Source organism: Paralcaligenes ureilyticus, from assembly GCF_004346225.1.
Taxonomy (GTDB): Bacteria; Pseudomonadota; Gammaproteobacteria; order Burkholderiales; family Burkholderiaceae_B; genus Paralcaligenes; species Paralcaligenes ureilyticus.
This window is the reverse complement of sequence record NZ_SMAJ01000002.1, coordinates 192337-215259: the sequence shown is the minus strand read 5'-3', so window position 1 is coordinate 215259 and position 22923 is coordinate 192337. Positions and strand designations below refer to the sequence as shown.

The window sequence follows — 22923 nt, the reverse complement described above, 5'->3', positions numbered from 1 at the left end:
CGATTCCGGGGTGAATGGCGTAACCTTACCTCCGTACTTGTGTACGGAGTCAATCGGTATGCAAACCAGTTTTGAAAAACTGACCATCGGCGCTTTCGCCAAGGCCTCCGGAGTCAATGTGGAGACCATCCGGTTTTACCAACGCAAGGGCTTGTTGCCGGAGCCGGACAAGCCTTACGGCAGTATCCGCCGGTATGGCGCGGCGGATGTGACACGGGTGCGGTTTGTGAAATCGGCTCAGCGATTGGGCTTTAGTCTGGATGAAATTGCCGAGCTACTTAAATTGGACGACGGCGCCCATTGCGACGAAGCCAGCCGCCTGGCCGAGAGCAAACTTCAGGACGTACGCGAAAAGATAGCCGACCTGGCTCGTATGGAAACAGTTCTGTCCGGGCTTGTGCATGCCTGCCATGCGCGCGAGGGCAATGTTTCCTGCCCCCTGATTGCGTCGCTCCAAGGGGGGTAGGCAATTTTCGGCTCTGGACCAGAGTAGGCGAGAAACAGTGGGTGTCATCGCTCGCAACGATGGTATGAGGCAAAGATTTAACAAGCCTTGAACCTGGAACCCGGGTTGTATTGTTTAAAACTCGTACTCAGCCTGGAGCCGAAAGGTATTGCGAGCGGTATTGCTGTTGACGACTATCAGCCAGCAGGCACGCCGATTGGTATCGCGGCACGTCGGCGTGCCTGAGAACGCCGCACCCAGCGGCTACCGCCGATGATGACCAACAAAGCCATAATGTAAAAAGCCAGTTGTATGCCTGTTGGTTGAGCTTCATAGCCCGCCAGGGCATGGGCCAGCGTCCCGACGGGGGAATCTATGCGCAGCAAAGACGACGTGTCCCACAAAGGCTGCCCCCACAAGTTGATTAAGCCTGCTTGCGACAATGCACGGGCCAGTTGACTGGCAATGGAGGCCGCCAGTAGCAGGATCAGTGCATTGGTGACGGCAAACATGCGCTGTACAGGCACACGCGACAAACCCAGGTAAATAACACCCCCTACGGCACTGCCGCACAGCACCCCGGCAAGAGCGCCAACCAAGGTGCCGGTGGCACCTCCCGGCCCTGCGGCATAACCCGCCACGAACAGCACCATTTCGGCGCCTTCGCGCAGCACCGACAGCGCCACCACAATAACGAGAGCCCATGGAGTGCGCCGGCCTTGCCTGAAAGAGCTACCCAATGCACGCGCATCGGCGGCAGCCTGTGCTCCCTGGTTGGATATCCAGACGCAATGCCATGTCAGCATGGCGAAAGCCGCCAGCAAAATTCCGGCATTGACCAGATCTTGCCCAACGCCGTTGGCCAGTTCGCTGATGTATTCTGCACCTGCGGCAAGCGCCAGGGCTCCAGCGCAGCCGGCCAGCACACCCGCAATCAGCCAGCGGTTACGGCCGGCCAAACCACGAGTGGCCGAGGCCATGATCCCGACGAATAAAGCGGCTTCCAGGGTTTCACGAAAGACGATGATGGCGGTAGCAAACATAGATGGGGATTCAGTAGTGAGGTTTATTTAGACCATCTCATTCTGCAATTACAACGCCTTTGGCTGTGGCCTCGTTGTACTCACCGGCGAAGTTGTAGCGTCCCGGCTTCAACGGCCCGATAAAAATGCTGGCCTTTGCGCCCGGAGGCACGATTTTTTCACGATTCAGGTCATGACTTTCAAACTCTTCTGCAGTGCTGTCCTGATTGTGTACTACCAGTTTTACGCGCTTACCGGCAGGCACTTTCACCTCGGCAGGCTCAAACCGATGATTTTTTATAACCAGCAGGGTTTCGGGTTCGGCCGCAAAAGCGCCGGTTGCCACCAAGGTGCCGAGGGTCAGGGCACTTGCAAAAGAAATTAGGAGAGATCGTATGCGCATTATTGAATCACCCAGTAGTTGGAGTTTTCTGAAATTGAATAAGGAATGCATGCTAATACGAACAATTCGCATTGTCAATAAAAAAACATTTGAATCGGGACAAGCTTGGGTTGGCTGTCGCGACCGCCAATTAAGGTATCCTCTTCGAGAAGTGACTGATCAAGCGCAAACCGTTGAACACCACCAATAAGCTAGCACGGCCATCCATAAGGTCGCATTGGCGCTTAACGCGAGCACAATGGTATGTCATCATTTAACGGCCTGTACCTACTACAGGGTCAGGCGCAGTTTAGGAGTGCATCATGAAAATTGGGGAATTGGCGCAACGCAGTGGCTGCAATATAGAAACTTGAGGTGCTCATATGGGGACATCGGTGTTAGTCCCGGTGTCATTCTCATGGGGCAAAAATGAATCGCGCGAGTAGGGTGGAAACCACCGTGCCGCCATCACGACGGTATTGGTACCTTGTCATCCTGGCCCTGTGCGGCTTTGTGACCTCATTTGGCGCCCATATTGTGGTGACCAATCTTCCCGCTTATGCCCAGGTGGTCGGTGTGGGCGCATTCATGATCGGCCTGCTCATTGCCGTTTATGACTTCGCGGAATTGTTTGCCAAACCGGCGGCTGGCTTCATCGCGGACCGGCGTGGCATGAAGGCGATGCTGCTGACCGGCATCATGGTGTTCATTGCCGGTTCGCTGCTATTTCTGGTCATCGACCCAAAATTTCTGTTGGGTGTGCGGTTCATACAGGGTCTTGGCGCTGCCGCCCTGTCAACGGTCTCCATTACGCTGGTGGCTAAATATTTTGCGACAGGCCGAGGCACCGCATTTGGCATTTATAACGCCATCAAGGGAGCCGGCTATGTTATTGCACCGGCGCTAGGCGGATTCCTCGTTCAAGGTTACGGCTTCTCGATGATTTTTATCGTCTCGGCGGCTGTCGGTATCGTCGCCTTGTTGCTCAGCCTTTTTTTACCCAAAGACCGGACCAAGGCGGATGCCCTGGAGGATGATGACGATGACATGTCTCTGAAAGAGTTCTTTCTGATTTTCAAGGAGCCGCATCTGTTGCCGGTCTACGCGGTCATAGTGATCAATATGTTCATGGTCGGCATCCTGTTCGGCTTTCTGCCGGTCTATTTGTATTCGATCGGTTATACCCCGCTGCAGTCCGGCATCCTGGTCACTGTCGCGACAGCCAGCTATTTGCTGGTTCAACCGCTGGCGGGCTACCTCGCCGACAAGGTGTCCATCCGCAAGACTGTGCTGGCCGGCTTGCTGATGGCTGCGCTGGCAATCAGCGTCGTGGCCTTTACGTCGGGCATTCTGCTGATACTTGTCATCGTCATTGCGGGGGTGGGTGTAGGCACGGTGTGGACCAATGCCGATACGCTGATCAGTACCATGGTGGATCAGCGTGCGCTTGGAGCCAGCATGGGGGCTGCGCAATCATTCAAGGAATTCGGCGACATGGCCGGCCCCCTCCTGGTCGGCCTGATCACTCAGTTCTTCGGCGTACGGGTGGGGTTTGTGACCTGCGGTACTGTGGCGCTGCTGCTGTTGATATTCTTGGCGCGTTCGACCAGCTTTCAAAACAACAAATGACGCCGCCATCGTAGAAGCTAGGCCATTGATACGTGGCTGATCTACTCGACGACATACCGATTCGGTTCAGCCAATGCGTCCTGTTCAAAACGACCATAACGCAGCGCAAGTATGGGCAGCACGATCAGGTTCAGCAGCGTAGAGGTGGCAAGCCCGCCGAGAATCACAATGGCCATAGGCCCTTCGATTTCATTGCCGGCCGCACCGCTCGTAAGCGCCAGCGGCAGCAGCGCGAATGCGGTCACGAGCGCTGTCATCAAAATGGGTATCAGGCGTTCGGCCGCGCCTCGCACGGCCGTCTGCATGCACCAGGGCATCCGGTCGACGTGCACGAGGTGTTCATAGTGGCTTATCAGCATGATCGAGTTTCGCAGGGAAATACCGAACAGCGTCACAAAACCCACCATGCCACCCAGCGAAAGGTCGCCACCGGTCAGCGCTACGCTCAAGACTCCACCCACCAGCGCAAACGGCAGGTTGGCCATTACCAGCGCGACGCTGCGGCGGTTTTTCAATGCCAGAAAGAGCAGCAGCACGATGCCGACGCCGGCCATGGCGCCATAGACCAGCAAATCGTGCAGCGATTGGCTGCGCGCTTCGCTTTCTCCCGCAAATACCGCATAGGTTCCCTTGGGCATGGTGATTTCGCGGTTCACGCGCGCCTGCGCTTCGCGAACGAAATCACTCACGGCGCGTCCGCCGACACTGACCGATACCGTCTGCATGCGCCGGCCTCCATCGTGCGTGATCTGGTAGCGGCCCGATACTTGGCGCAGGTTCGCGAGGTCCCGCAACGGCACGGCGAGGCCGTCGGGATTGCGCAGTATAAGCGAGCCGATCTGGCCGATGTCCGTGCGGGCCGCCGGCGACAGGACCACAGCGATATCGTAGCTGCGATTGCCCTGATAGGCCTGTGCGACGGTCGTCCCCCGATAGGCGTCCTGGATCGTGTTGAGGACATCGACAGGTCTGAAGCCCCAGCGGCTCAATTGATCCGGTTTGAGTCGGATGGCCAGTTCCGGAATACCGGGAGGGGACTCGACGCGAACGCTCGCCGCCCCGTCGATCTTGCCCATCAACTGTGCAATTTCCAGCGCCTTGCGATCGATGACATCGAGATTGTAGCCAAAGACATTGACCACGACGGGCGCGGTCGAGCCGGAAATCGTCTCGTCGATGCGTTCGACGAGGAAAGTATTGACCGAGGTGGAGATGCCCGGGAAGCTCGCAAGTTCGTCGCGGATGCGCTGCAGGGCGACGCTTTGCTCGCTGGCATTCATCGGTTTTAGATCGACCTCGAATTCACTGAGCTGTACGCCCACCGGATCGACCACTTCGTCGGCGCGGCCTGCACGCTGCGCTACCAGGCGCACGCCCGGGATCTGCATCAGCGCTCGTGAGATCCCGGCGCCGATGCGCATGGATTCGGCCAACGATGAGCCCGGGGCAAGACCCATATGAACGATGTAGTGTCCTTCCCGGAGTTCCGGAATGAAGTTGCCACGCAAAAATGGCAGTATCGACAACGACGCGAGGCATAGGATGGCGACAAGAATCACGATGGCCCGAGCGTGCCGTTCCACTTTTGTCAACAGGGCGCTGTAGTGTGTCTTCAGCCACGCCAACAACCGCGGCTCGTGGGGCGGAGGTGGTTTCTTGGCCAGTAGTGCGAGCGCCATCGCAGGGGTGAGAGTCAGTGCCACCGAAAGGGAGGCCAGCACCGCAAGAATATAGGCGATGCCCAGCGGTGCGAACAGTTTGCCGGCCACACCCGAGAGCGACAAGACCGGCAAGAAGATCAGGATGACAATGAATGTCGCAAACACGACCGCGCTGCGCACTTCCAGCGAGGCGCGCAACACGACCCGGAAAGCGGGAAGGGGCTTGGGTAATTTGCGGTTTTCCCGCAGCCGCCGATAAATGTTCTCGACATCGATAATGGCGTCGTCAACCACTTCACCCAAGGCGATCGCCAGACCGCCAAGGGTCATCGTGTTGAGCGTGACGCCAAAGGCATTGAGAACAATCACGGCAACCAGCAGCGAAAGCGGAATGGCAACGGCGGAAATGACGGCGGTCCTGACATTGAGCAGGAAAAGAAACAGGATTGCTATAACGAGTAGGCCGCCGATCAGCAGGGCCGTGCGTAAATGGTTGGTTGCTTCCACGATGAAGTTCGCCGGGCGAAAGACGTTCGGCTCCAGGTCGACGCCTTGCCTGGCGAGCACGGGCTTGAGCGTGGCAAGGGTGCGTTCCAGCCCGTTCGTGACGGTCAGCGTGTTGGTTCCATACTGGCTTTCCAGCACGATCATGACCCCGGGTTTGCCCATGATGGATGCGGCACCCGCCGCGGGCGCAGGCGCGTACGCCACCGTGGCGACGTCGCCCAGCCGGATGCCTGCGCCGTGGCTCCAGCGCAGCACGACTCCGGCCAGCGCCTTGGGTGTCGTGATCTGGCCGTCGGTACTGATCGTGATGCGCTGGTTCGCATTCTCGATAAAACCCGCGCCGCGTACGCCCGTCGATGTTCTCGCCGCAGCGATGACCTCCTGGATCGAGAGGCCATAGTGCGCCAGTTTATCCGGATCGACCTGAATCTGCAGTTGCCGTGTATGGCCGCCGAATACGATCGCATCGGCGACGCCCGGCACGCTCAACAATTGTGGCTTCACCATCCATTCTGCAATATCATGCAGGTCCATCAAGGACTGTGTCTTCGATGTCAGGCCGATGGTCAGGACGACGCTCGTCGCGGTCGTGAGTGGGAGCAGCTTGGGCGGCAGCACACCGGCCGGCAAGGTTGCGGCGACAGCGTTCATGCGCTCGGACACCAGTTGCCGGGCTTGCAAGACGTTCGAATGGCCGCCAAACACCATGGTGATGGCGGATAAGCCTTGCAAGGACTTGGATCTCATGGACTGTACGCCCACCGTCCCGCCCAATGCGGCTTCGATCGGATGGGTCACCAGCGTCTCGACCTGTTCGCTCGATAGGCCCGGCGCCTCAGTCTGGATCACAGTCATGGGTGGCGCGAATTCGGGGAAGACGCCCAGCTTCACGTGCGTCAGGGTATACAGGCCATAGGCACTCGCCAGGACGGCGAGTGCGTAAATGACGCCGCGAAACCGCAGCGAAAAACGGATGATGAGGTTTAGCATGAGAAGTTATCGCGCTCGTGGATGAATACTCTGGTCAACCATCGCATTCCGGCGGATCTTTGCACTGGGTTGTAATGCCCTGCGGGCGCAGTTCTTCAGATAGCAGCAGTTGGGCGCCGCGGATGACTACTTCGTCGCCGGCATGAAACCCGCTCGTCACGACGAATCCGCCATCGACAGCCAGCCCCGATGGCATGTAGCGTCGGGTAAATCGATCGGCAGCCGTTTTTACATAGGCCCATTGTTGTCCGCCGTACCATATGACAGCGCTCTCGGGAATCAGTAGGCCTTGTGCGCTCTTGCCTTCCAGCGGTATGTGCGCCGTGGTGCGTGTGCCGGCAGGCAGGGTGCTGTCGGCCGCATAGAAATAGGGACTGCCCTGGATCAATGGGTCGATTTGCGGCGAAGCCGACAGCTTGCGGGCGGCAATGAGCCGGCCATCCAGGCCGTCGATGGAGATCTGTGCGGGTGCCGATGCGCCGTCTTTCGCCGGCAGCGTGACACGCAACACCTCGGTGTGGCCGCTCATCAATTGTTGAAGGAGATCGGATGCCGGCGCCATCGCAGCACCGGCCAGCGCTGCGCCAAATTGCTGCCTCAGGGTTGCATCAAGAACGTTTTGCGCGGCCTCGGCCGCCTGCAGCTTGGCCTGATCCGTGAGCATGACTGCCCTGGCGTCCTGCAGGTTCTTTTGCGAAACGTTCCGATCGTCCTTGAACAGCACGTAATCGCGCTGGTACTGGGTGCGCGACGCATCGGCTTGTGCATGCGCGCTTTGGCGATTGGAGCGCGCCGCCGCCACGCGGTTGTGCAAATCGAAGAGCGGCTGCAAGTCGACTACGGTCGTGTAGGCGGTGGTTTCTGGCCGGACCGTCGACGCCGCGAGAGGAGCCACGCTAATATGGCTTGCGCGCTGCTCGTCGACAGAGGCCAGCACCACGGTTTCTCCGTTCACAGTTTGCACGCGCGGCGCCTGCGCAACAGTGGGTGGGGTGGAGGCGGTTGGCGCGGCGCTCATTGTGTAATAGATGTACCCGCCGCCGGCGGCCGCCAGTACAGCCGAAGCGATAAGCGAGAGGGCCGTTTTGCGTTTCATCGTAGTATCTCTTTTTGCGTCATAGTCCAGTTCGGCACGCTCGGCGATAGAGGTCGCTGCATCGCGTCTTCGAGTGCGCCCGCCGCCCGCTGCGCCGCCACGACATCGTTCAGGTGGGCGATGGCGCTGGTTTGGTAATCTGCTTTCGCCTGGGCGAGCGCCGGGCGATCGATCGCGCCGGCGGCAAAGCTCGCGGCCTGGCTCCTTAATTGCTTGTGCGCGGTGGACAGGCGCAAAGCGGACAAACGCAATACATCGAGGCTTGTCCGGTAATGATCGAGCGCGTGATCGAGATCATTGATGATCTTGTCCTGCAATGCGGCCGTATTGGCGGCTGCCTCAGATCTTTTCGCTTCCGCTTGGGCGATTCCGCCTTCGTTCCGGTCGAAAATCGGCAGTGTGATCCCGGCCAGCCCAAACCCGATCTTGTTGGTTCCCGTGTCGTAGGTGTAGCCCAGGCCGATATGGATATCCGGGTATTGCTTGGCGATTTCCAGTTGCAGTGCGCCTTCGGCCGCTTCGTACTTGGCCAGCGAACCCAGCAGATCGGCACGATTGAAGATCGCCGCGCGGCGCGCCTCGGCGGGCGGCGGGGCCGCGCCGGTGCATTCGAACTCATCGAGATTGAGCTGAACCGATTCGAGCGCGCCGATTGGAAGGCCCATGACGCTTGCAAGTCGGGCGCGCGCATCTTGCGATGCGCCTCTTGCGGTGGTGAGATCGGCCTGCGCCCGTGTCAGGGCCAGCACGGCCAGGTTGACGTCCGGCCCGGCCGTATCTCCGACTGCTTCTCGCTTTTTCGCCATGTCGGCGATTTGTTGCTGCGCTGCGATCTTCTGCGTCAAAAATGCAATCTGTTTGCGTGCCGCAAACAGATCAAGCAAGGTATTGCGAACCTCGCTGGATATCTTCCACGCTTCGTTCCTGATGTTCAGGCGCGCCGCTTCGGACAGGTGCGATGCCTGATCGATGCGGTAACCGCGTTTGTGCGCGGTCTCGATCGGGATGTCGAGGCCCAGGCCGGTAGTGTAGGGGCGGCCCGGTCCTGGATTGACCGTGGAGTATTGGAAGGGCAGTTGCAGCACAGGATTCGGGATGGCGCCCGCGACCTCGATGCCCGCCCTGGACGTGTCCCACTGCGCCCGCGCAATATCCAGCGCCGGGCTGTAATAGTAGGCGGCGAGCGTGAGCATTTCGCGGTTCCAGCGCGGCAGTGGCCAGGGCTTGATGGGGTGTCCGAGCCGTCGCGCAAGATAGGCTCGCAAAGCGTTGTTGGCAAGCGTGCGTTGTTCAAAGTGTTTGGCAAGCTGCGTTGGTGTGATGGGCTTTGGCTGATAACTGGCGCATCCCGTCAGGACGGCACAGGTGAGCATCAACGATCGGAACAGATAGGCATTCATTCGTGTCTGGGCGCCTTGTTCGGGCGTGTTTTGGGCGTCGCGCCAAACTGACGCGATGGCAGACATGGATACTAATCGGGTGTCCGTGAAGCTTATGTCAAGAGGATGTCAATTTTTTGTGAAGTCTGGGCGATCGAGCCTTTTGCGCGGCTTCTTGCTGCACGAATATCCATCTTTTGTTTTTATCGGGATAGCGTTTGAATCCGGGTGGCAAATTATAAATAGTTGCAAATCTCACGCGGCAGTTTCACAGTTTTCTCAGGTTAACCAGTAGACTTTCGCCAATATCAACGATACCCACTCACCCGATGTCGGTTTGATACTCTCGGAAAGGAGTTGCCATGTTGAAAACGAAATTCTGTTTGATTGTCGCTTCTGTTGCTGTCATGTCGTGTTTTGCGCTTGGCGCGCAGGCGCGTGGAGGGGGTGGTGGAGGTGGCGGCGGTGTTGGCGGCGGTGCCGGTGTTGGGGGCGGTCACGGCGGTGGTCATGGCGGCATAGGTAGCGAAGCCGGGGGTGTGTCCGGTTCGCACATGAGCAGCCACGGGATAGCCAATACCAACAGTGTCCATTCACTTGACAGAGATAAGGGTTTGCAACGCGCCGGAGACCGTAGCCATCAGCATGCTCGAGCTTCGCGCGCCACCGCAAACTCCGGCAAGCACAAGGCTCTTGGTCTTGCAAAATAGCCTGCTGGAGGCGGATTATCGCCCATCATCCCGCCAAGCACATAATATGAAACCAGCGCTCCTCGCATTGCTTGTAACCGTTTTAGCTCTCCTGTCAGGATGCGTCGCTGTGCCGTATGGCGATACTGGTTACAGTGACGGGTATTCCTACAATCCTTATGTTGTGGTTACCCCCCAGGGGCATTGGCATGAGGATGATGATGACGATTAACTGGACGCTGCAGGCAGGAGCAGGGCTACGCAAGTGCCTGTGCCGGGCGTGCTATCTAGCTTGATGGACCATTTGTACCGGTCGCTGATCTTCTTCACAATCGCCAGGCCGATGCCGAACGTACGGCCGGCTTCCTGTGCAGGCCTTGCCTGGTAGAAGCGCTCGAATACATGCGCCAGGTCGTGCTGTGGTATGCCGCGGCCCGTGTCGGCGATCCGCAACCAGCCGTCTGCGTAGCTGAAGCTGATGCGGCCGCGCTCGGTGTGCCTGACCGCATTGTCGATGAGATTGGACAATACGATAGCCAGCGCCGAGCGGTTGACCTCGACGCGCAGGCCGCTATCGATGTCGATTGAGAGCGTGATACCCCTGGTGGTCAGACGGTCGGCAAAAGGGTCCAGCGCATCCTTGATCGCGCCCATGAGGTTTGTCGGTTCGACATTGGCCGACGACTCTTCCCGCGCAAGCAAAAGCAAGACATTGATCAGCTCGATCATATTGTCGGCCGCGTGATCAATCTGCCGCAGGCGCGCCGCGGACTTTGTGTCCATGGCCGTATTCTGGGCGAGGAGCTCGCAACTGGTCTTGATCGCGGTAAGCGGCGTGCGAAATTCGTGGCTGACGTTGCTTGTGAATTCTTTCTCTCGTTGGATCATTTGGCCCATTCGATGGTGGTAGTCGTTGAATGCCTCGACCAGGTCGGCCACCTCGGCTTCATCGTATTTTCCAGGATTCAGTGGGGTCGACGCGCCCAGCCTGGCCGCCTTCACCTGGCGTGCGAGTCCGGCGACTTGGCGCACCAGGATGCCGGACAACCCAAACGCCAGCCAGATAGTCAGCAGTGCGAATAAGCCTGTTCCAGCCATCAGCGCATTGATCGTTTTTTTGAAATGCTTCTCGTAAGCGCTGAAGTCGTAGATCCGATACACTCGCGCCTGGTCGAAGGAGGCGATGGCGACGTGAATTTCCTGGCCGCCCACTCTTATTTCGTGTATCCCGTTTTGCAGCTCTTTAACTGAATCGGGCAGAGTAATGTGCGTTCGGCTTTCTTGCGATACGTGCCCGCCGAGCCGCTGATCGAGCGGGGGTACGAGCGTCGGATCCATCCGGTAGCTTTGGATCAGAGTTGCCATATCATCGGCAATCAGCGCCGTGATGAACTTCTCTTCCTGCACTTCGGCGAGCGTCTTCACACCCAGTGCTTGAGAGACAAGCAATAGTATCGTCAATGCGGAAAAGACGAGCGCTACCTTGAAGCGCAGGCTGTGGTTAGGACGCACTGCTCGTCACAAATCGATAGCCCAGGCCGTGTACGGTTTCGATAAGATTATCTTCACCGTTGATGGTCAGGGCGTGGCGCAACGTATAAATATGCGAGCGCAGGGTGTCGCTGTCGCGCAGATGCTCGCCCCATATCTCGGTTTCAAGCTCCGCGCGGCCAAACACCCGATTGGGGGCCTGCATCAAAACGCGTAAGAGGTGCAAGCATTTCGGTGGCAGTTTGATGGGGCGGCCGGCTCGCTCAACACTTAGCGCGGCCAGATCGAAGCGCACATCGGCACAGCACAGAGCGGCTTGTGCGACCTTGCCTTTATAGCGTTTGATGAGTGCGCCGAGCCGTGCTCCCACCTCTTTGAGCGAAAACGGTTTGACCAGGTAATCGTCGGCTCCTTGCAGAAAACCTTCAAGCTTGTCGTCCAAAGTGTCTTTCGCGGTCAGCATCAGGATGGGCGTATCTTGGCGCGCCTCGCTTCGGAGCTTGCGGCAGATTGTCAAACCGTCCATGCCCGGCAACGACAGATCCAGCAGGATCGCGTCCCAGCGTTGGGTAGTGGCCAGGTGCAGGCCCATTACGCCGTTGGATGCCGCGTCGACCTCATAGCCTGCGCTTTCCAGGTAGTCGTAGAGGTTGGTTGCGATGTCCGAGTCATCTTCAATAATCAATACCCTCATTGAACGATACTCGAATTGAATGGGTGCAGTTGACGCAACGGGCATGCTAACAGGCGAGGTAGTGAATCGTGGGAAAATCGCGGAGCCATCGATTGCAGTATAGCGGCTTTGCACGGCGATCCGCGTTTGACAATGCATATTTCCCGGTACAGCCGGTAGCTCCAAGCATAAACAACAGCAGCCTTTATCGTCATCGACTAAGTTCGTCGCCATGGCAGGCGATGGCATCAATGACGCACCCCGGCGGCGGCGGGAAGAACAGGGCGGGGATGGCACCCACTGCGACGAAGCCTGGCGCAGATATAGCCATAGGTGCGGGTGTTTTATTAACTTTACATAATACACATTATGCGTATTTTAAATCGAGATAGAGGGGCGATTTAATGTTGTCTCCACTGCTGGACTTTATACTTAGGCACCGAGATGAGCTTACGCCATGCCATTAAAAATTTCTACGCAGTCAACGCTGACCTGTCCTGAATGCGGGCATGCCAAAACAGAAACCATGCCGACCGACGCCTGCCAGTGGCTATACGAGTGCGAGCAATGCCACACCGTGCTACGGCCAAAACCCGGCGATTGCTGTGTGTATTGCTCTTACGGTTCCGTGCCATGCCCGCCGGTTCAAGAGCACGGCAGATCGTGTTCGCATTGACCGTTCGCGGGGCGCCCTAGTGGCCGAATTTGTCTATGGGAAATGGGATTAAATTTGGCAAATAAATTAATAATTAACATTAATATTCACCCATAACTTAATGAAAATAATCTATTTTATATCGTAAAATTCGTCAATTTAGTTCGGCGAGCTGCACGAGATTAACCCGCTAAAATTGTCGCATCGTGTCCGTTCCTGCCAGCAGATGCACCAAACGGTGTATTGTTCATCCTTATGATCGGTTCTTTGACTAATCGGGAATGTCGTAGTCATAAGGGATAAAGATCATTTGGCGCTTTGTCAGTTCTCGCTGTATTTCAGTGTTAAAGAACGCAGTGAACGAACGAGTCATCAGTGATATTGGTTGAAATGTCGGGAAAATGAGCCACATATCGAATAACACTGGAGGGTCAATTTTCTTGGTGATAAGCTCATCAGGAGAAAATCCCATGGCACTAAACGGATCGACAATAGATATGCCTGCCCTCTCAACGACGAACTGACAAGCCGCCTCAGACATTTGCGCCTCTGCCACGATCGTGCGGTTGCGTTCCCGTCCGCGAAAAAACTCTTCCACTAAAAACTGTGTGCGGTCCTCTGTGGTCAAGGCAATAAATGGCTGCTCATCAAAGTCGCTGGGCGTAATTATTTCTTTCGCCTGCAGGAAATGGCCTGGCGGAAGAGCGCAAACACCTTCGACCTGCATCATTTTCACCAACCGTATATCGGGCCGACCTTTGGCAAGCAAGCCAATGCCTAAGTCACTGCGCTGAGCAGCCACCCACTCGTTCAAGAACCGCGAACTGCTGCTGGTCAACAAAGGACGCACATTCGGGCGTTCGCTTACGAACCGAGTGATGATTCCAGGCAATAGGCGTGTGGATAGTGCAGGAAACGCCGCTATATTTAAAGTGCCAAAACGCTGCTCACGTATTTCCCGTACTTTCAGCTGAATATTCTCGGAACTGACCATCATTCGTTGTACTTCGTTATAAAGCAACTGCCCTTCTGCTGTTACCGTCAAGCGATTTCCTTGGCGCTGAAATAGCTTGAACCCGCACTTACGCTCCAATTCCGCGATCAGCTTGCTGATTGCTGGCTGGGAAACATGCAGCGTAGTTGCGGCACGCGTGATGCTGCCGTTTAGCATGACAGCCTGAAATGCTTCAATCTGCCGAATTTGCCACATCATAACCTCACAGAATGAAAGACCAAAGTATTCTCAATTGAAGTATAGGGAGCGTTCTGATTTAATTCAATCAACAAAAGTAGGGACGAAAAAACCTACCCATACAAACGAAGTTCAAAGGAGCGAGACATCATGAAAATAAAGCAGCGCATTGCCTTTAGCGCATCCATTGTCGCGTTAACTGTAGGCGGAACAACTTTAAGCCATGCAGCTACGATTACCGTAGCGACTTATGGTGGTGAATGGGGGGACGCTATACGCGATTGCATTACACAGCCCTATACCAAAGCGACTGGTAATGGAGTCGTTCCGGATCCCGGCGTCGCCGGAGTAACGCTGGCAAAGCTCAAACAACAGGCTGGTAGCCCCTCAATCGACGTAGCCTGGATAGATGGTGGCGTATCAGAGTTGGCCGCCGCCGCCGGCGTTCTCGATTCACTGGAGCCGGCACAGATCCCAAATCTGAGCAAAGTAATTCCAGAAGGGCTATATAAGCTTCCCAATGGCAGCATCTATGCTGTGAGTACTGGCTTCTATGCCCTAGGCTTGGTTTACAACACAAAGACAGTCCAGGTAGCTCCAACGTCGTGGGAAGATCTATGGAATCCAAAATATGCAGGCTTGGTTACCATCCCCAGCCCGGACAATTCCATGGGAATTCCACTCCTGTATGCGGTCAATAAAATGCAGGGTGGTACTTCGGCCGACTTTAAACCAGGTTTTGACAAACTGAAGAAGCTCAATGTTTTTAGCTATTTCCCGTCTGCTGGAAATGCTACCAACAGCTTTCAGGCAAGCGAAGTCATTATTGGCGCGCACTATGCCTCGTCCGCGTGGGCCATGACGGACAAGGGCTTACCCATAGCCTATGTGGTGCCTAAAGAAGGTGCACTTGGTGGAGACATACGATTACACCTCGTCAAAGGCACTAAGCATCTAAAGGCAGCCCAGGATTTCATAAACTTTGCGATTGCGCCGAAACAGGCGGCCTGCATGAGCAATCGTTTGTATATCGGACCGGCGACGTCCGGAGTTAGCCTGAGCGTAGAAGCACAAAAACGCATGCCATGGGGTGCGTCCGGATCGATAAAGAACTTGGTGATCACTGACTGGCAGAACGTCAATGCCAAACGCAGCGCCATTAACGATCAATGGAACAAGACGCTGGCCAGATAAACAACGTTCAACAACGAGACCCAAGCCATGGCCGTCAATCGCGAACTGATCAAACTTGATAACATCGTCAAGCGCTACGGTGAACTGACCGTCTTGGACAGGGTTTCGCTCACGGTATACGAAGGTGAATTCCTTGCCTTGTTGGGCCCGAGCGGTTGTGGAAAGACATCTCTATTGGGAGCGATCGGTGGTTTTCTGCAGCCTACCCACGGTTCCTTGACGATAGATGGCCGATCCGTATTAAACGATCCGCCCAATCGTCGACCAGTCAATACCGTGTTTCAGAATTACGCCCTATTCCCACATCTAACGGTGCACGAGAACGTCGCCTTTGGACCACGGCGCCACGGCGCCGTCAAGAAGGAAATCGCTAATAGGGTGCAGGAGTCGCTAAGCCTGGTGGGTATGGAAGCCATGGCTGAGCGTTATCCGTCTGAACTGTCGGGTGGGCAACAACAACGTGTCGCACTGGCACGTGCCATTATCAACGAGCCAAAAGTTCTGCTGCTCGACGAGCCTATGGCGGCGTTGGATTTGAAGCTACGCAAGCGCATGCAAATCGAGCTCAAGCGCCTACAGGAGCGGTTGGGCATTACTTTCATCATCGTCACCCATGACCAAGAAGAAGCATTGGTTATGGCGAATCGGATTGCTGTCATGTCTAACGGTCGTATCGAGCAAGTCGGGACGGGCGAAGAAATCTACGCCAATCCTGTCAGCCGATTCGTGGCAGGTTTCGTTGGTGAAGCTAACTTGATCGATTGTCTTGTCGATGCTCAGGGAAACTTGCGTTCTGCGAAGTCCGACATATCGCTGCCGTATTCGTTGCCCAGTTCGGGTCCGTCCAAGGCCACCATGATGCTGCGCCCAGAATGCCTTTGCCTGAATAGCGAGGAGGCCAGACCTGGTTATGTCACTACGTCGGGCCAGGTGCGTGAAATTATCTATGCGGGCCCCATTAGTCGGATTTATCTTTGCTGTGATATCGACGATGAGATTGTCATCACGCAGAATACCTCCCAATTAGTTCGGCCGCTGACACTTGGCGAGCGGGTCAACATATGTTGGCGACATGAAGACGCGCGAATACTTTCTCATTAGTAAAGGAATAATAATGCCACAAATCAAAGTCCTGACACCTACCTGCACATTGGGCTATGGGTTCGGCATCGAGGCACTCAAGCGGGGCATGGACTGGGGCCCGGATGTTATTGCCGTCGACGCAGGCTCTACCGATCCTGGCCCTCACTATCTGGGTTCCGGTGAGACTTTGGTTTCAAATTTTGGGATCAAGCGTGAATTGAAGCTACTGATCCAGGCAGCCCGCGGGGCAGACATCCCGCTTATTGTAGGTAGTGCTGGCGGTGCGGGCGCACGCCGGCATGTGGACATTACGGTCGAGTTAGTTCGGGAGGTCGCGCAAGAGTGTCACCTGAGTTTCCGATTAGCCTGGATTTATTCAGACATCCCCGGCCAGACAGTCAGCGGTGCTATCGAGCGTGGCGAAGTGCGTGACTTTGAAGCAGGATTTGAATTGAGTGCCGCCTCTGCCCTGGATAGTTCCGCCATTGTGGCTCAAATGGGACATGAACCCATTGTCGACGCTCTAGCGCATGGTGCCGATGTGATTATCGCCGGGCGCTCTTGCGACGACTGCGTTATCGCCGCATACCCGATCTGGAAAGGGGCCGACCCCGGTCTCGCCATCCATATGGGCAAGATCCTGGAGTGCGGTGCATTTTCAGCCGAACCCCACGGGGCCGACGTAATGCTTGGTACGATCGACGAGTCGGGTTTCGTCCTCGAGCCCGGCAGCGAACAAAGGCGCGCGTCACTGATCTCTGTAGCGGCACATACTTTGTATGAGCGTGAAAACCCGTTTCGTCAAGCTGGCCCAGGCCATGAGCTAGACCTTTTGCATTGCACCTTCGATCAAGTTTCCGAAAGAGAAGTACGTGTTGGCGGCTCAAAGTTTATTGGCACAGATGATTACTGGGTGAAACTGGAAGGTGCGTCTGTCGTAGGGTATCGCTCCATATGCATTGCAGGGATCCGCTGCCCGAGCATGATTGCCTGCATCGACAGTTTACTGGCTGATGCCAAAGCACAGGCGCTGAGTTATTTCGATTCTCCCACATTGAAAATCGAGTTTCACGTTTACGGGCGTGATGGCGTCATGCGAGAGCTGGAGCCAGAGCCAGCTTCATTAGGCAAAGAACTTGGCCTTTTGATTGAAGCCGTGGATCAGAATCAGGAGGCCGCGCACGCAGCCGTCCACTTCTTGAGCGGCACCCTGCTGCATTGCAGTTTTCCGGGCCAATTCAATACGGCCGGAAATCTCGCCTTCCCCTATTCGCCGTCTGAAATTGATGCCGGGCCGGTCTATGCGTTTTCCGTCTACCACCTGATGAAGGTCAAGTCAGCGACGGAGAACTTCAAAACTCACTTCGAAGAGGTCTGAGCTAATGGAAACTACCAAACTGTCGTCCATTGCTACGGTGATACGCAGCAAAAATGCGGGGCCTTTTTTACTGACTTTCGATGTCCTTTTCAGCACCTATGAAGCGTATCGGCAAGTGTGGGAAGGCGGCGACTTTACGCGTGAAAAGGTTGCCAGCCTGTTTGGCGTTTCGCCAGATGTTGTCACGTCTATCTTTGCCGTGCCGCGCGGGCAGGCGATCAAGCTGACACTACGTCGGCCACGAGCGCAAGGCAGCATAGGCGAAAGCGATATGTACGGGTGCCAACAACATGCGCCACTTTTGGACTTTCAAGTCAGCTTGAAAAAGGCGTAGAAAGCCATGAATATTGACCGTCGCTTGGCATTGATGCTACTGGCCGCGCCGGTGCTATTTATCTTGGCTTTTTTTGCCGTGCCGTTCGGCGTAGTTGTCTTGGAAAGTTTACATACCTCTGGCGGTGCCTGGGGCATGAGCCAGTATGTAAAACTGTTCTCTAGTTGGTTTTATTTGGAAACCTTGTGGTTCACATTCAAGATTGCGCTGTGGGTCACTGTCGCTTCTTTTCTGATCGGCTATCCCCTCGCCTACTACATGACCAGGATAGTCACAAGCCGCTGGCTGCGTCGATTGCTATACATTATTGTCATTACTCCCTTGTTCACCAGCAATATCGTACGTTCTTTCGGTTGGATGATATTGCTCGGCAGGCGCGGCCTGGTCAACGACACCCTTCTGGCAACCGGTCTGATAGACCAGCCGTTGCAACTGTTAAGCAATGAGTTGAGCATTATCATCGGTATGACCTACATCATGACCCCATTCATGGTCTTGACTATCACCGCAGTCCTGCAAAATATCGACACGACTCTGGAAGTCGCAGCGCGCGACCTGGGCGCGAACTGGCTGACGACCTTCACTAAAGTCACATTTCCTTTGAGTCTTCCGGGCGTCGTGGCTGGCACACTCATTGTCTTTACCCTTACCGTGAGCGCTTATGTGACGCCTAGTATTCTTAGTGGCGGCAAAAAGACGGTGATGTCGATGCTGATCTTTCAGCAGTACGCTTCAATTTTTGATTTCCGCTTCGGCGCCACACTGTCTGTCACGTTGCTGATTACAACGTTGTTGTTGATCACCTTGTACCGACTGGCTGGCAAGCCATGCGCTCGCAAACCGGAACAAGGAATAGCGACATGAACATAACAATCGCGCCGGGCCGCTGGTTTCTTCACGGGTTCTGCATATTGGCAGCGATTTTTCTGATCATGCCGTTGTTCGTCATCGTGGCCGTTTCGTTTAGCACTACCGCATATCTGGCGTTCCCGCCGCAAGGCTTTACTTTTCGGTGGTATCAACAGTTTTTGCTCGATTCCTCATATATAGACTCCATTTTGCTGAGCGCGGGCCTGTCTTTAAGTGCCACAGTTACTGCGCTGGTATTGGGCGTTCCCGTCGCCCTAGTGCTTGCGCGCACCAACGCGAAAATTAATAGCGTCATTGCCGGCTTGTTTTTATCTCCGCTAGTACTGCCTACCATCGTAATTGGAGCGTCTTTGCTTCAGTTTACTTCGCAGATTGGTATTGCTCGAACGTGGACTGCGCTGTATATCGGTCACACTATATTGGTAATCCCTTATATCGTACGCACCACACTCGCATCATTGAGTGGTTTTAATATCAGCCTTGAGCAGGCCGCCATGGATCTGGGAGCAAGCCGCTTTCAAACGTTCTTTCTGGTGACCTTTCCGTTGGTGAAATCAGGCGTCATTGCCGGGGCACTCTTTGGGCTGATTATCTCCTGGGTTAATGTGGAACTCAGTATCTTCAACTCGACCGCCGCACTGCTTCCTCTTCCAGTCAAACTCTTCAACTATGTCCAATACTCCATTGATCCGATGATCGCAGCAGTGTCCGCTTCGACAATTTATGTCGCGATTGTGATAGTGCTGGTGATCGACTGGGTGATAGGTATCGATAGAGTCAATTCTGGCTAGCAGCACCGACAAGCTCACGTTGCTCGAACGAGTGCGTCCAACAATACCGGTAGTGGTTCATCAACACGCGAAATCGCCGCGCTACGGTGGATATCGTCCAATTATTTTCACAGGAAAGGAGCTCAGATATGCAAGGCAACACCACTCCAGCACAGGCTACTGGCCCGTTGAAGGACATTAAGGTCCTGGAACTGGGATCGATGCTGGCCGGGCCGTTTGTCGGGACTATGCTCGCCGATTTCGGCGCTACCGTGATCAAATTGGAAAAGCCTGGCAAACCGGACGCGTTACGCGAATGGCCCCCACATAAAGAGGATATACCTCTGTGGTGGAAAAGCATGGCACGCAACAAGAATCTGGTCACACTAGACATTTCGCGTGCGGAGGGGAGAGAAATTGTGTTGAAGCTCCTGGCAAGCACCGATATTGTCATCGAAAATTTCAAACCGGGAACGTTAGAGCGGTGGGGCCTTGGGCCAACCGAATTGTCGGCGCAATTTCCACACATTATCTGGGTGCGGGTCAGCGGCTACGGCCAGACCGGACCACTTTCCCAGCAGGGAGGCTACGCGACTATCGCCGAAGGATTTAGCGGTCTAGCCTCCTTCTCCGGATTTCCGCAGATGGGCCCTGCGGTTTCTGCGTTTCCCTTGGGGGATTATCTGGCCGGTATTTTTGGCGCCTTTGGCGCGCTGGCCGCTTTTCATCACCGCACGCGCACAGGCGAAGGCCAGGTGGTCGATGTCAGCCTTTTTGAGCCGCTCTTCCGTATTGTCGAATCCGTCGCACTGCGCTATGACCAAACCAATCAGAAAAAGCCGCTATTAGGTAATCAGATGGAAGAGGACGTGCCGCGAAATGTCTATCGCACGGTGGACTCGTCTCATGTCGCAGTCAGTTGCGGATCGCAGCGTATCTTCGAGAATTTGTTGGCGGCAATGAACCGCCCAGACCTGGTACACGATCCCCGTTATGCCACCATGACCCTACGCGTAAAAAATCGGGATGCAATAGACAAAGAGGTGGCCGATTGGATAGCAATGCGCACTCTGAATGACGTCTTGCAGGCCTTTGAGACACATGGCGTTGTTGCGGGACCAATCATGGACATAGAGGCCATTTTCAACAATGCACATTACGCTGCGCGTCAGGCGATTTCCTCGGTGCCGGATCCGGATCTCGGCTTGTTGCGCATGCCAGCCCCTGTTCCCAAGTTAAGCGCCACACCGGGAGACATACGCTGGACGGGAAAAAAAATGGGCGCCGACAACGAAGAAATCTTCAGCCAGTTGGCGGGACTGGAGCCAGATCATCTGACACATCTCAGAAAAATTGGAGTCATATAATGAAGCAGGATCAAGCAATGCCTACGGCGCCTTCGCGTGAAATCGGAATTGTCGGGTTTGGCCAATCTGTTTACCGAAAAAAAACGGATCGGACACTGATTTCGTTATTGGCCGATTCTGCCCGAGCAGCCTTGAAAAGCTCAGGGCTGAAAAAATCAGATATCGATGGAATATCCGTCTGTTCCTTTGTCCTCCCACCCGACAATGCGGTAACACTGGCGGAACAATTTGGTCTTCCTGTCAGCTGGGCCTATTACGGCACCGCCGGAGGGGCCGGACCGATTGCCGCCGTTCTAAATGCCGTGCGGGCCATCGAAGCAGGACACGCAACTACTGTTTTATGCCTAGCGGGCGACAATTATGATATTGAAGGCCATTACAAGCTGATGGATCAATTTCACGTTGCGCTGCGGAACTACGCAACGCCGAACGGTTTTGGCGGAGCCAATGGACTCTTTGGCATAGTGCAGCGCAAACATATGGAAACTTACGGTACAACTCGTGAACAGTTAGGCCGTATCTCCGTTGGCCAACGACGCAGTGCACAGCGTAATGTCAATGCGCTTCTACGCGGTCCACTGACCCTAGACGACTATATGACAGCACGCGTTATAGCAGACCCCATCCGCCTCTATGACTGCGTTTTGCCCTGCTCCGGTGCCGAGGCTGTCATTGTGACGGCGCTAGACCGGGTGGAGCCACACAGGCGTGTCGCCATTCTATCTGGCTATGAACAGCATAATCATCCAGTCGATGAAATCGCGCCGTTGAGTGGTGGTTGGGAGTGCTTTCAGAAAAAGCTTTTTCACGATGCTGGACGGGATCATTCACAGATGGACTTTGTTCAGGCCTACGATGACTATCCGATTATGGTGGCCATTCAGTTGGAAGACCTGGGATTTTGCTCCAAAGGGGAGGTCGGTCCATTTTTAGCCGAACATGAATTCTCGTTTGATGGAAGCTTCCCGCTTAACACCAACGGAGGGCAGCTGTCTTGCGGCCAGGCCGGAGCAGCCGGGGGCATGATAGGGTTGGTAGAGGCTGTACGCCAATTGCGTCATGAGGCGGGCGATTTCCAGGTGTCGAAGGCGCGGTGCGGGCTAGTTTCCGGTTATGGCATGGTTGGCTTCGGCCACGGCTTATCCAGCAGTTCCATCATTCTGGAGAAAACACAATGAGCGTTACCGAGCATAAATCTTATCCTCAACCCGTTGAAGATACAGATAACACTGAATACTTAGAAGGGTGGCGTCATGGCAGCCTGTTGCTGCAACAGTGCAATAGCTGCAAAGAAGTGATATTTTATCCTCGGTCCATGTGCCCCCATTGCTGGAGCGACTCACTGGCCTGGATCAAAGCCAGTGGGCGCGGCACTGTCGTTTCTTATAGTTTGATTCATCGCCCCAACCATCCATCCTTCACCGATGAAGTTCCTGTGATACTGGCAGAAATTAAGCTGGAAGAAGGAACCAGTATGCTGGCCCGTGTGCTAACGGAACATATACATACAGGCATGAACGTCGAACTCGCGGACGATCCTGAGTCCGTACGAAAATATCCGTTGCCCATCTTTCGCCCTTCATGATCTGACATCCGCGGACGCCTGGCGATTACATATGGCTTTAATCTTTCATTAGGGCAGTAATCCTCAGCCGGATGAAAAAACAATTTCGGCGTAGATTCGAGAGTTTCAAGCCTTTGACGGTATGAATTGAGCTGCAGCGCTCTACCCGTCTCGTCTTGTCGGCCGGGCATATAAGCAACGAATGGCGACAATACGTCAAACCCGGAGTAGCGAAACAGGCCATTGTGAGCCGGCCAAAGAACAGCCAGTATGCTGCCATCTATTTCATCCGGTGCATAGGTGTCCTCCGACGTTCCGGTGGTGGCTGCAACCATGGCGAATTTGCCCTTGAACATTCCTGTATCGTATTTCCGCCCCGTGTGATAGGCGAAGCCTCGGCCGAACCAGCCTTTGAGAATGGCCGGAGGACTAAACCACCAAATGAGAAACTGAAGGATCAACAAGTCTGTTCGGGCCAACTTGGCTTGCTCGATCTTTATATCCTCGGCAATGGTTCCATTTTCCATCGCATAGGTCTGCTCGCGCGCAATG

Annotated in this window: 21 protein-coding genes and 1 pseudogene; 13 read left to right on the top strand and 9 right to left on the bottom strand. The window is 55.2% G+C overall.

Going from position 1 to position 22923, the window contains the following annotated elements:
• Nucleotides 1-58: 58 nt before the first annotated feature.
• Nucleotides 59-466 carry an Hg(II)-responsive transcriptional regulator gene (gene merR, locus EDC26_RS03325; RefSeq protein WP_132579835.1) on the top strand — a complete coding sequence of 136 codons (408 nt, stop codon included), beginning with the start codon at nt 59-61 and terminating at the stop codon, nt 464-466.
• Nucleotides 467-642: 176 nt separating this feature from the next.
• On the opposite strand, the gene EDC26_RS03320 is transcribed toward merR, so the two are convergent.
• A complete protein-coding gene (locus EDC26_RS03320) occupies nt 643-1488 on the bottom strand; it encodes an FTR1 family iron permease (RefSeq protein ID WP_132579834.1) in 846 nt (281 codons plus the stop codon).
• Nucleotides 1489-1525: 37 nt separating this feature from the next.
• Nucleotides 1526-1870 (bottom strand): cupredoxin domain-containing protein, encoded by a 345-nt coding sequence (locus EDC26_RS03315; protein ID WP_132579833.1) that lies wholly within the window; start codon nt 1868-1870, stop codon nt 1526-1528.
• A 408-nt stretch (nt 1871-2278) separates the two neighbouring features.
• Here EDC26_RS03315 and EDC26_RS03310 point away from each other — a divergent pair, with 408 nt between their 5' ends.
• Nucleotides 2279-3478, top strand: coding sequence for an MFS transporter (locus EDC26_RS03310; protein WP_132579832.1), 1200 nt, complete (start codon nt 2279-2281; stop codon nt 3476-3478).
• 41 nt (nt 3479-3519) lie between these two features.
• Here the strand turns inward: EDC26_RS03310 and EDC26_RS03305 are convergent, their stop codons facing one another.
• From EDC26_RS03305 to EDC26_RS03295, 3 genes are read right to left on the bottom strand one after another with little or no spacing between them, the layout of a single operon-like run.
• Nucleotides 3520-6636, bottom strand: a complete 3117-nt coding sequence (locus EDC26_RS03305; RefSeq protein ID WP_132579831.1) for an efflux RND transporter permease subunit — start codon at nt 6634-6636, stop codon at nt 3520-3522.
• Nucleotides 6637-6670: 34 nt separating this feature from the next.
• Nucleotides 6671-7732, bottom strand: coding sequence for an efflux RND transporter periplasmic adaptor subunit (locus tag EDC26_RS03300; RefSeq protein ID WP_165930896.1), 1062 nt, complete (start codon nt 7730-7732; stop codon nt 6671-6673).
• A complete protein-coding gene (locus tag EDC26_RS03295) occupies nt 7729-9120 on the bottom strand; it encodes a TolC family protein (RefSeq protein ID WP_132580096.1) in 1392 nt (463 codons plus the stop codon). The genes EDC26_RS03300 and EDC26_RS03295 overlap by 4 nt, the downstream gene beginning before the upstream one ends.
• Before the next feature lie 353 nt (nt 9121-9473).
• On the opposite strand from EDC26_RS03295, the gene EDC26_RS20060 reads away from it, so the two are divergent.
• Nucleotides 9474-9821 (top strand): hypothetical protein, encoded by a 348-nt coding sequence (locus tag EDC26_RS20060; RefSeq protein ID WP_165930880.1) that lies wholly within the window; start codon nt 9474-9476, stop codon nt 9819-9821.
• Between the two features lie 207 nt (nt 9822-10028).
• On the opposite strand, the gene EDC26_RS03290 is transcribed toward EDC26_RS20060, so the two are convergent.
• On the bottom strand, nt 10029-11312 hold the full coding sequence (locus tag EDC26_RS03290) for a sensor histidine kinase (RefSeq protein ID WP_132579830.1): 1284 nt from the start codon (nt 11310-11312) through the stop codon (nt 10029-10031).
• Entirely contained in the window at nt 11302-11985 is a 684-nt protein-coding gene (locus tag EDC26_RS03285; RefSeq protein WP_132579829.1) for a response regulator transcription factor, read from the bottom strand. Before EDC26_RS03285 ends, EDC26_RS03290 begins: the two co-directional genes overlap by 11 nt.
• 436 nt (nt 11986-12421) lie before the next feature.
• Between EDC26_RS03285 and EDC26_RS20285 the strand changes: the two genes are divergently transcribed.
• Entirely contained in the window at nt 12422-12640 is a 219-nt protein-coding gene (locus EDC26_RS20285) for a GDCCVxC domain-containing (seleno)protein (RefSeq protein ID WP_132579828.1), read from the top strand.
• A 250-nt stretch (nt 12641-12890) separates the two neighbouring features.
• On the opposite strand, the gene EDC26_RS03275 is transcribed toward EDC26_RS20285, so the two are convergent.
• A complete protein-coding gene (locus EDC26_RS03275; protein WP_132579827.1) occupies nt 12891-13832 on the bottom strand; it encodes a LysR substrate-binding domain-containing protein in 942 nt (313 codons plus the stop codon).
• A 129-nt stretch (nt 13833-13961) separates the two neighbouring features.
• Here EDC26_RS03275 and EDC26_RS03270 point away from each other — a divergent pair, with 129 nt between their 5' ends.
• The 9 genes and pseudogenes from EDC26_RS03270 to EDC26_RS20540 all read left to right on the top strand — a co-directional run.
• A complete protein-coding gene (locus EDC26_RS03270; RefSeq protein WP_132579826.1) occupies nt 13962-15005 on the top strand; it encodes an ABC transporter substrate-binding protein in 1044 nt (347 codons plus the stop codon).
• Between the two features lie 27 nt (nt 15006-15032).
• A complete protein-coding gene (locus tag EDC26_RS03265; RefSeq protein ID WP_132579825.1) occupies nt 15033-16106 on the top strand; it encodes an ABC transporter ATP-binding protein in 1074 nt (357 codons plus the stop codon).
• 13 nt (nt 16107-16119) lie between these two features.
• Nucleotides 16120-17466 (top strand): acyclic terpene utilization AtuA family protein, encoded by a 1347-nt coding sequence (locus tag EDC26_RS03260; protein ID WP_243700765.1) that lies wholly within the window; start codon nt 16120-16122, stop codon nt 17464-17466.
• A gap of 4 nt (nt 17467-17470) precedes the next feature.
• Nucleotides 17471-17800 carry a DUF4387 domain-containing protein gene (locus tag EDC26_RS03255; protein ID WP_132579824.1) on the top strand — a complete coding sequence of 110 codons (330 nt, stop codon included), beginning with the start codon at nt 17471-17473 and terminating at the stop codon, nt 17798-17800.
• 6 nt (nt 17801-17806) lie between these two features.
• Nucleotides 17807-18664: an ABC transporter permease gene (locus EDC26_RS03250; protein ID WP_132579823.1), complete on the top strand. Its 858-nt coding sequence runs from the start codon at nt 17807-17809 to the stop codon at nt 18662-18664.
• The gene (locus EDC26_RS03245) at nt 18661-19461 is read left to right on the top strand and encodes an ABC transporter permease (protein ID WP_132579822.1); all 801 of its coding nucleotides are present in this window, start codon (nt 18661-18663) and stop codon (nt 19459-19461) included. The genes EDC26_RS03250 and EDC26_RS03245 overlap by 4 nt, the downstream gene beginning before the upstream one ends.
• Before the next feature lie 128 nt (nt 19462-19589).
• Nucleotides 19590-20807: a CaiB/BaiF CoA transferase family protein gene (locus tag EDC26_RS03240; protein WP_132579821.1), complete on the top strand. Its 1218-nt coding sequence runs from the start codon at nt 19590-19592 to the stop codon at nt 20805-20807.
• Nucleotides 20807-21985, top strand: a complete 1179-nt coding sequence (locus EDC26_RS03235; RefSeq protein WP_132579820.1) for a thiolase family protein — start codon at nt 20807-20809, stop codon at nt 21983-21985. The genes EDC26_RS03240 and EDC26_RS03235 overlap by 1 nt, the downstream gene beginning before the upstream one ends.
• Nucleotides 21982-22275 (top strand): annotated as a pseudogene (locus EDC26_RS20540) (Zn-ribbon domain-containing OB-fold protein); the annotation flags it as partial. The gene EDC26_RS03235 and the pseudogene EDC26_RS20540, both read left to right, overlap by 4 nt.
• Here the strand turns inward: EDC26_RS20540 and EDC26_RS20280 are convergent.
• Complete coding sequence (locus EDC26_RS20280; RefSeq protein WP_425012280.1) at nt 22203-22898, bottom strand: NAD(P)H-dependent oxidoreductase; 696 nt, start codon at nt 22896-22898, stop codon at nt 22203-22205. The pseudogene EDC26_RS20540 and the gene EDC26_RS20280 overlap by 73 nt on opposite strands.
• Nucleotides 22899-22923 lie beyond the last annotated feature (25 nt).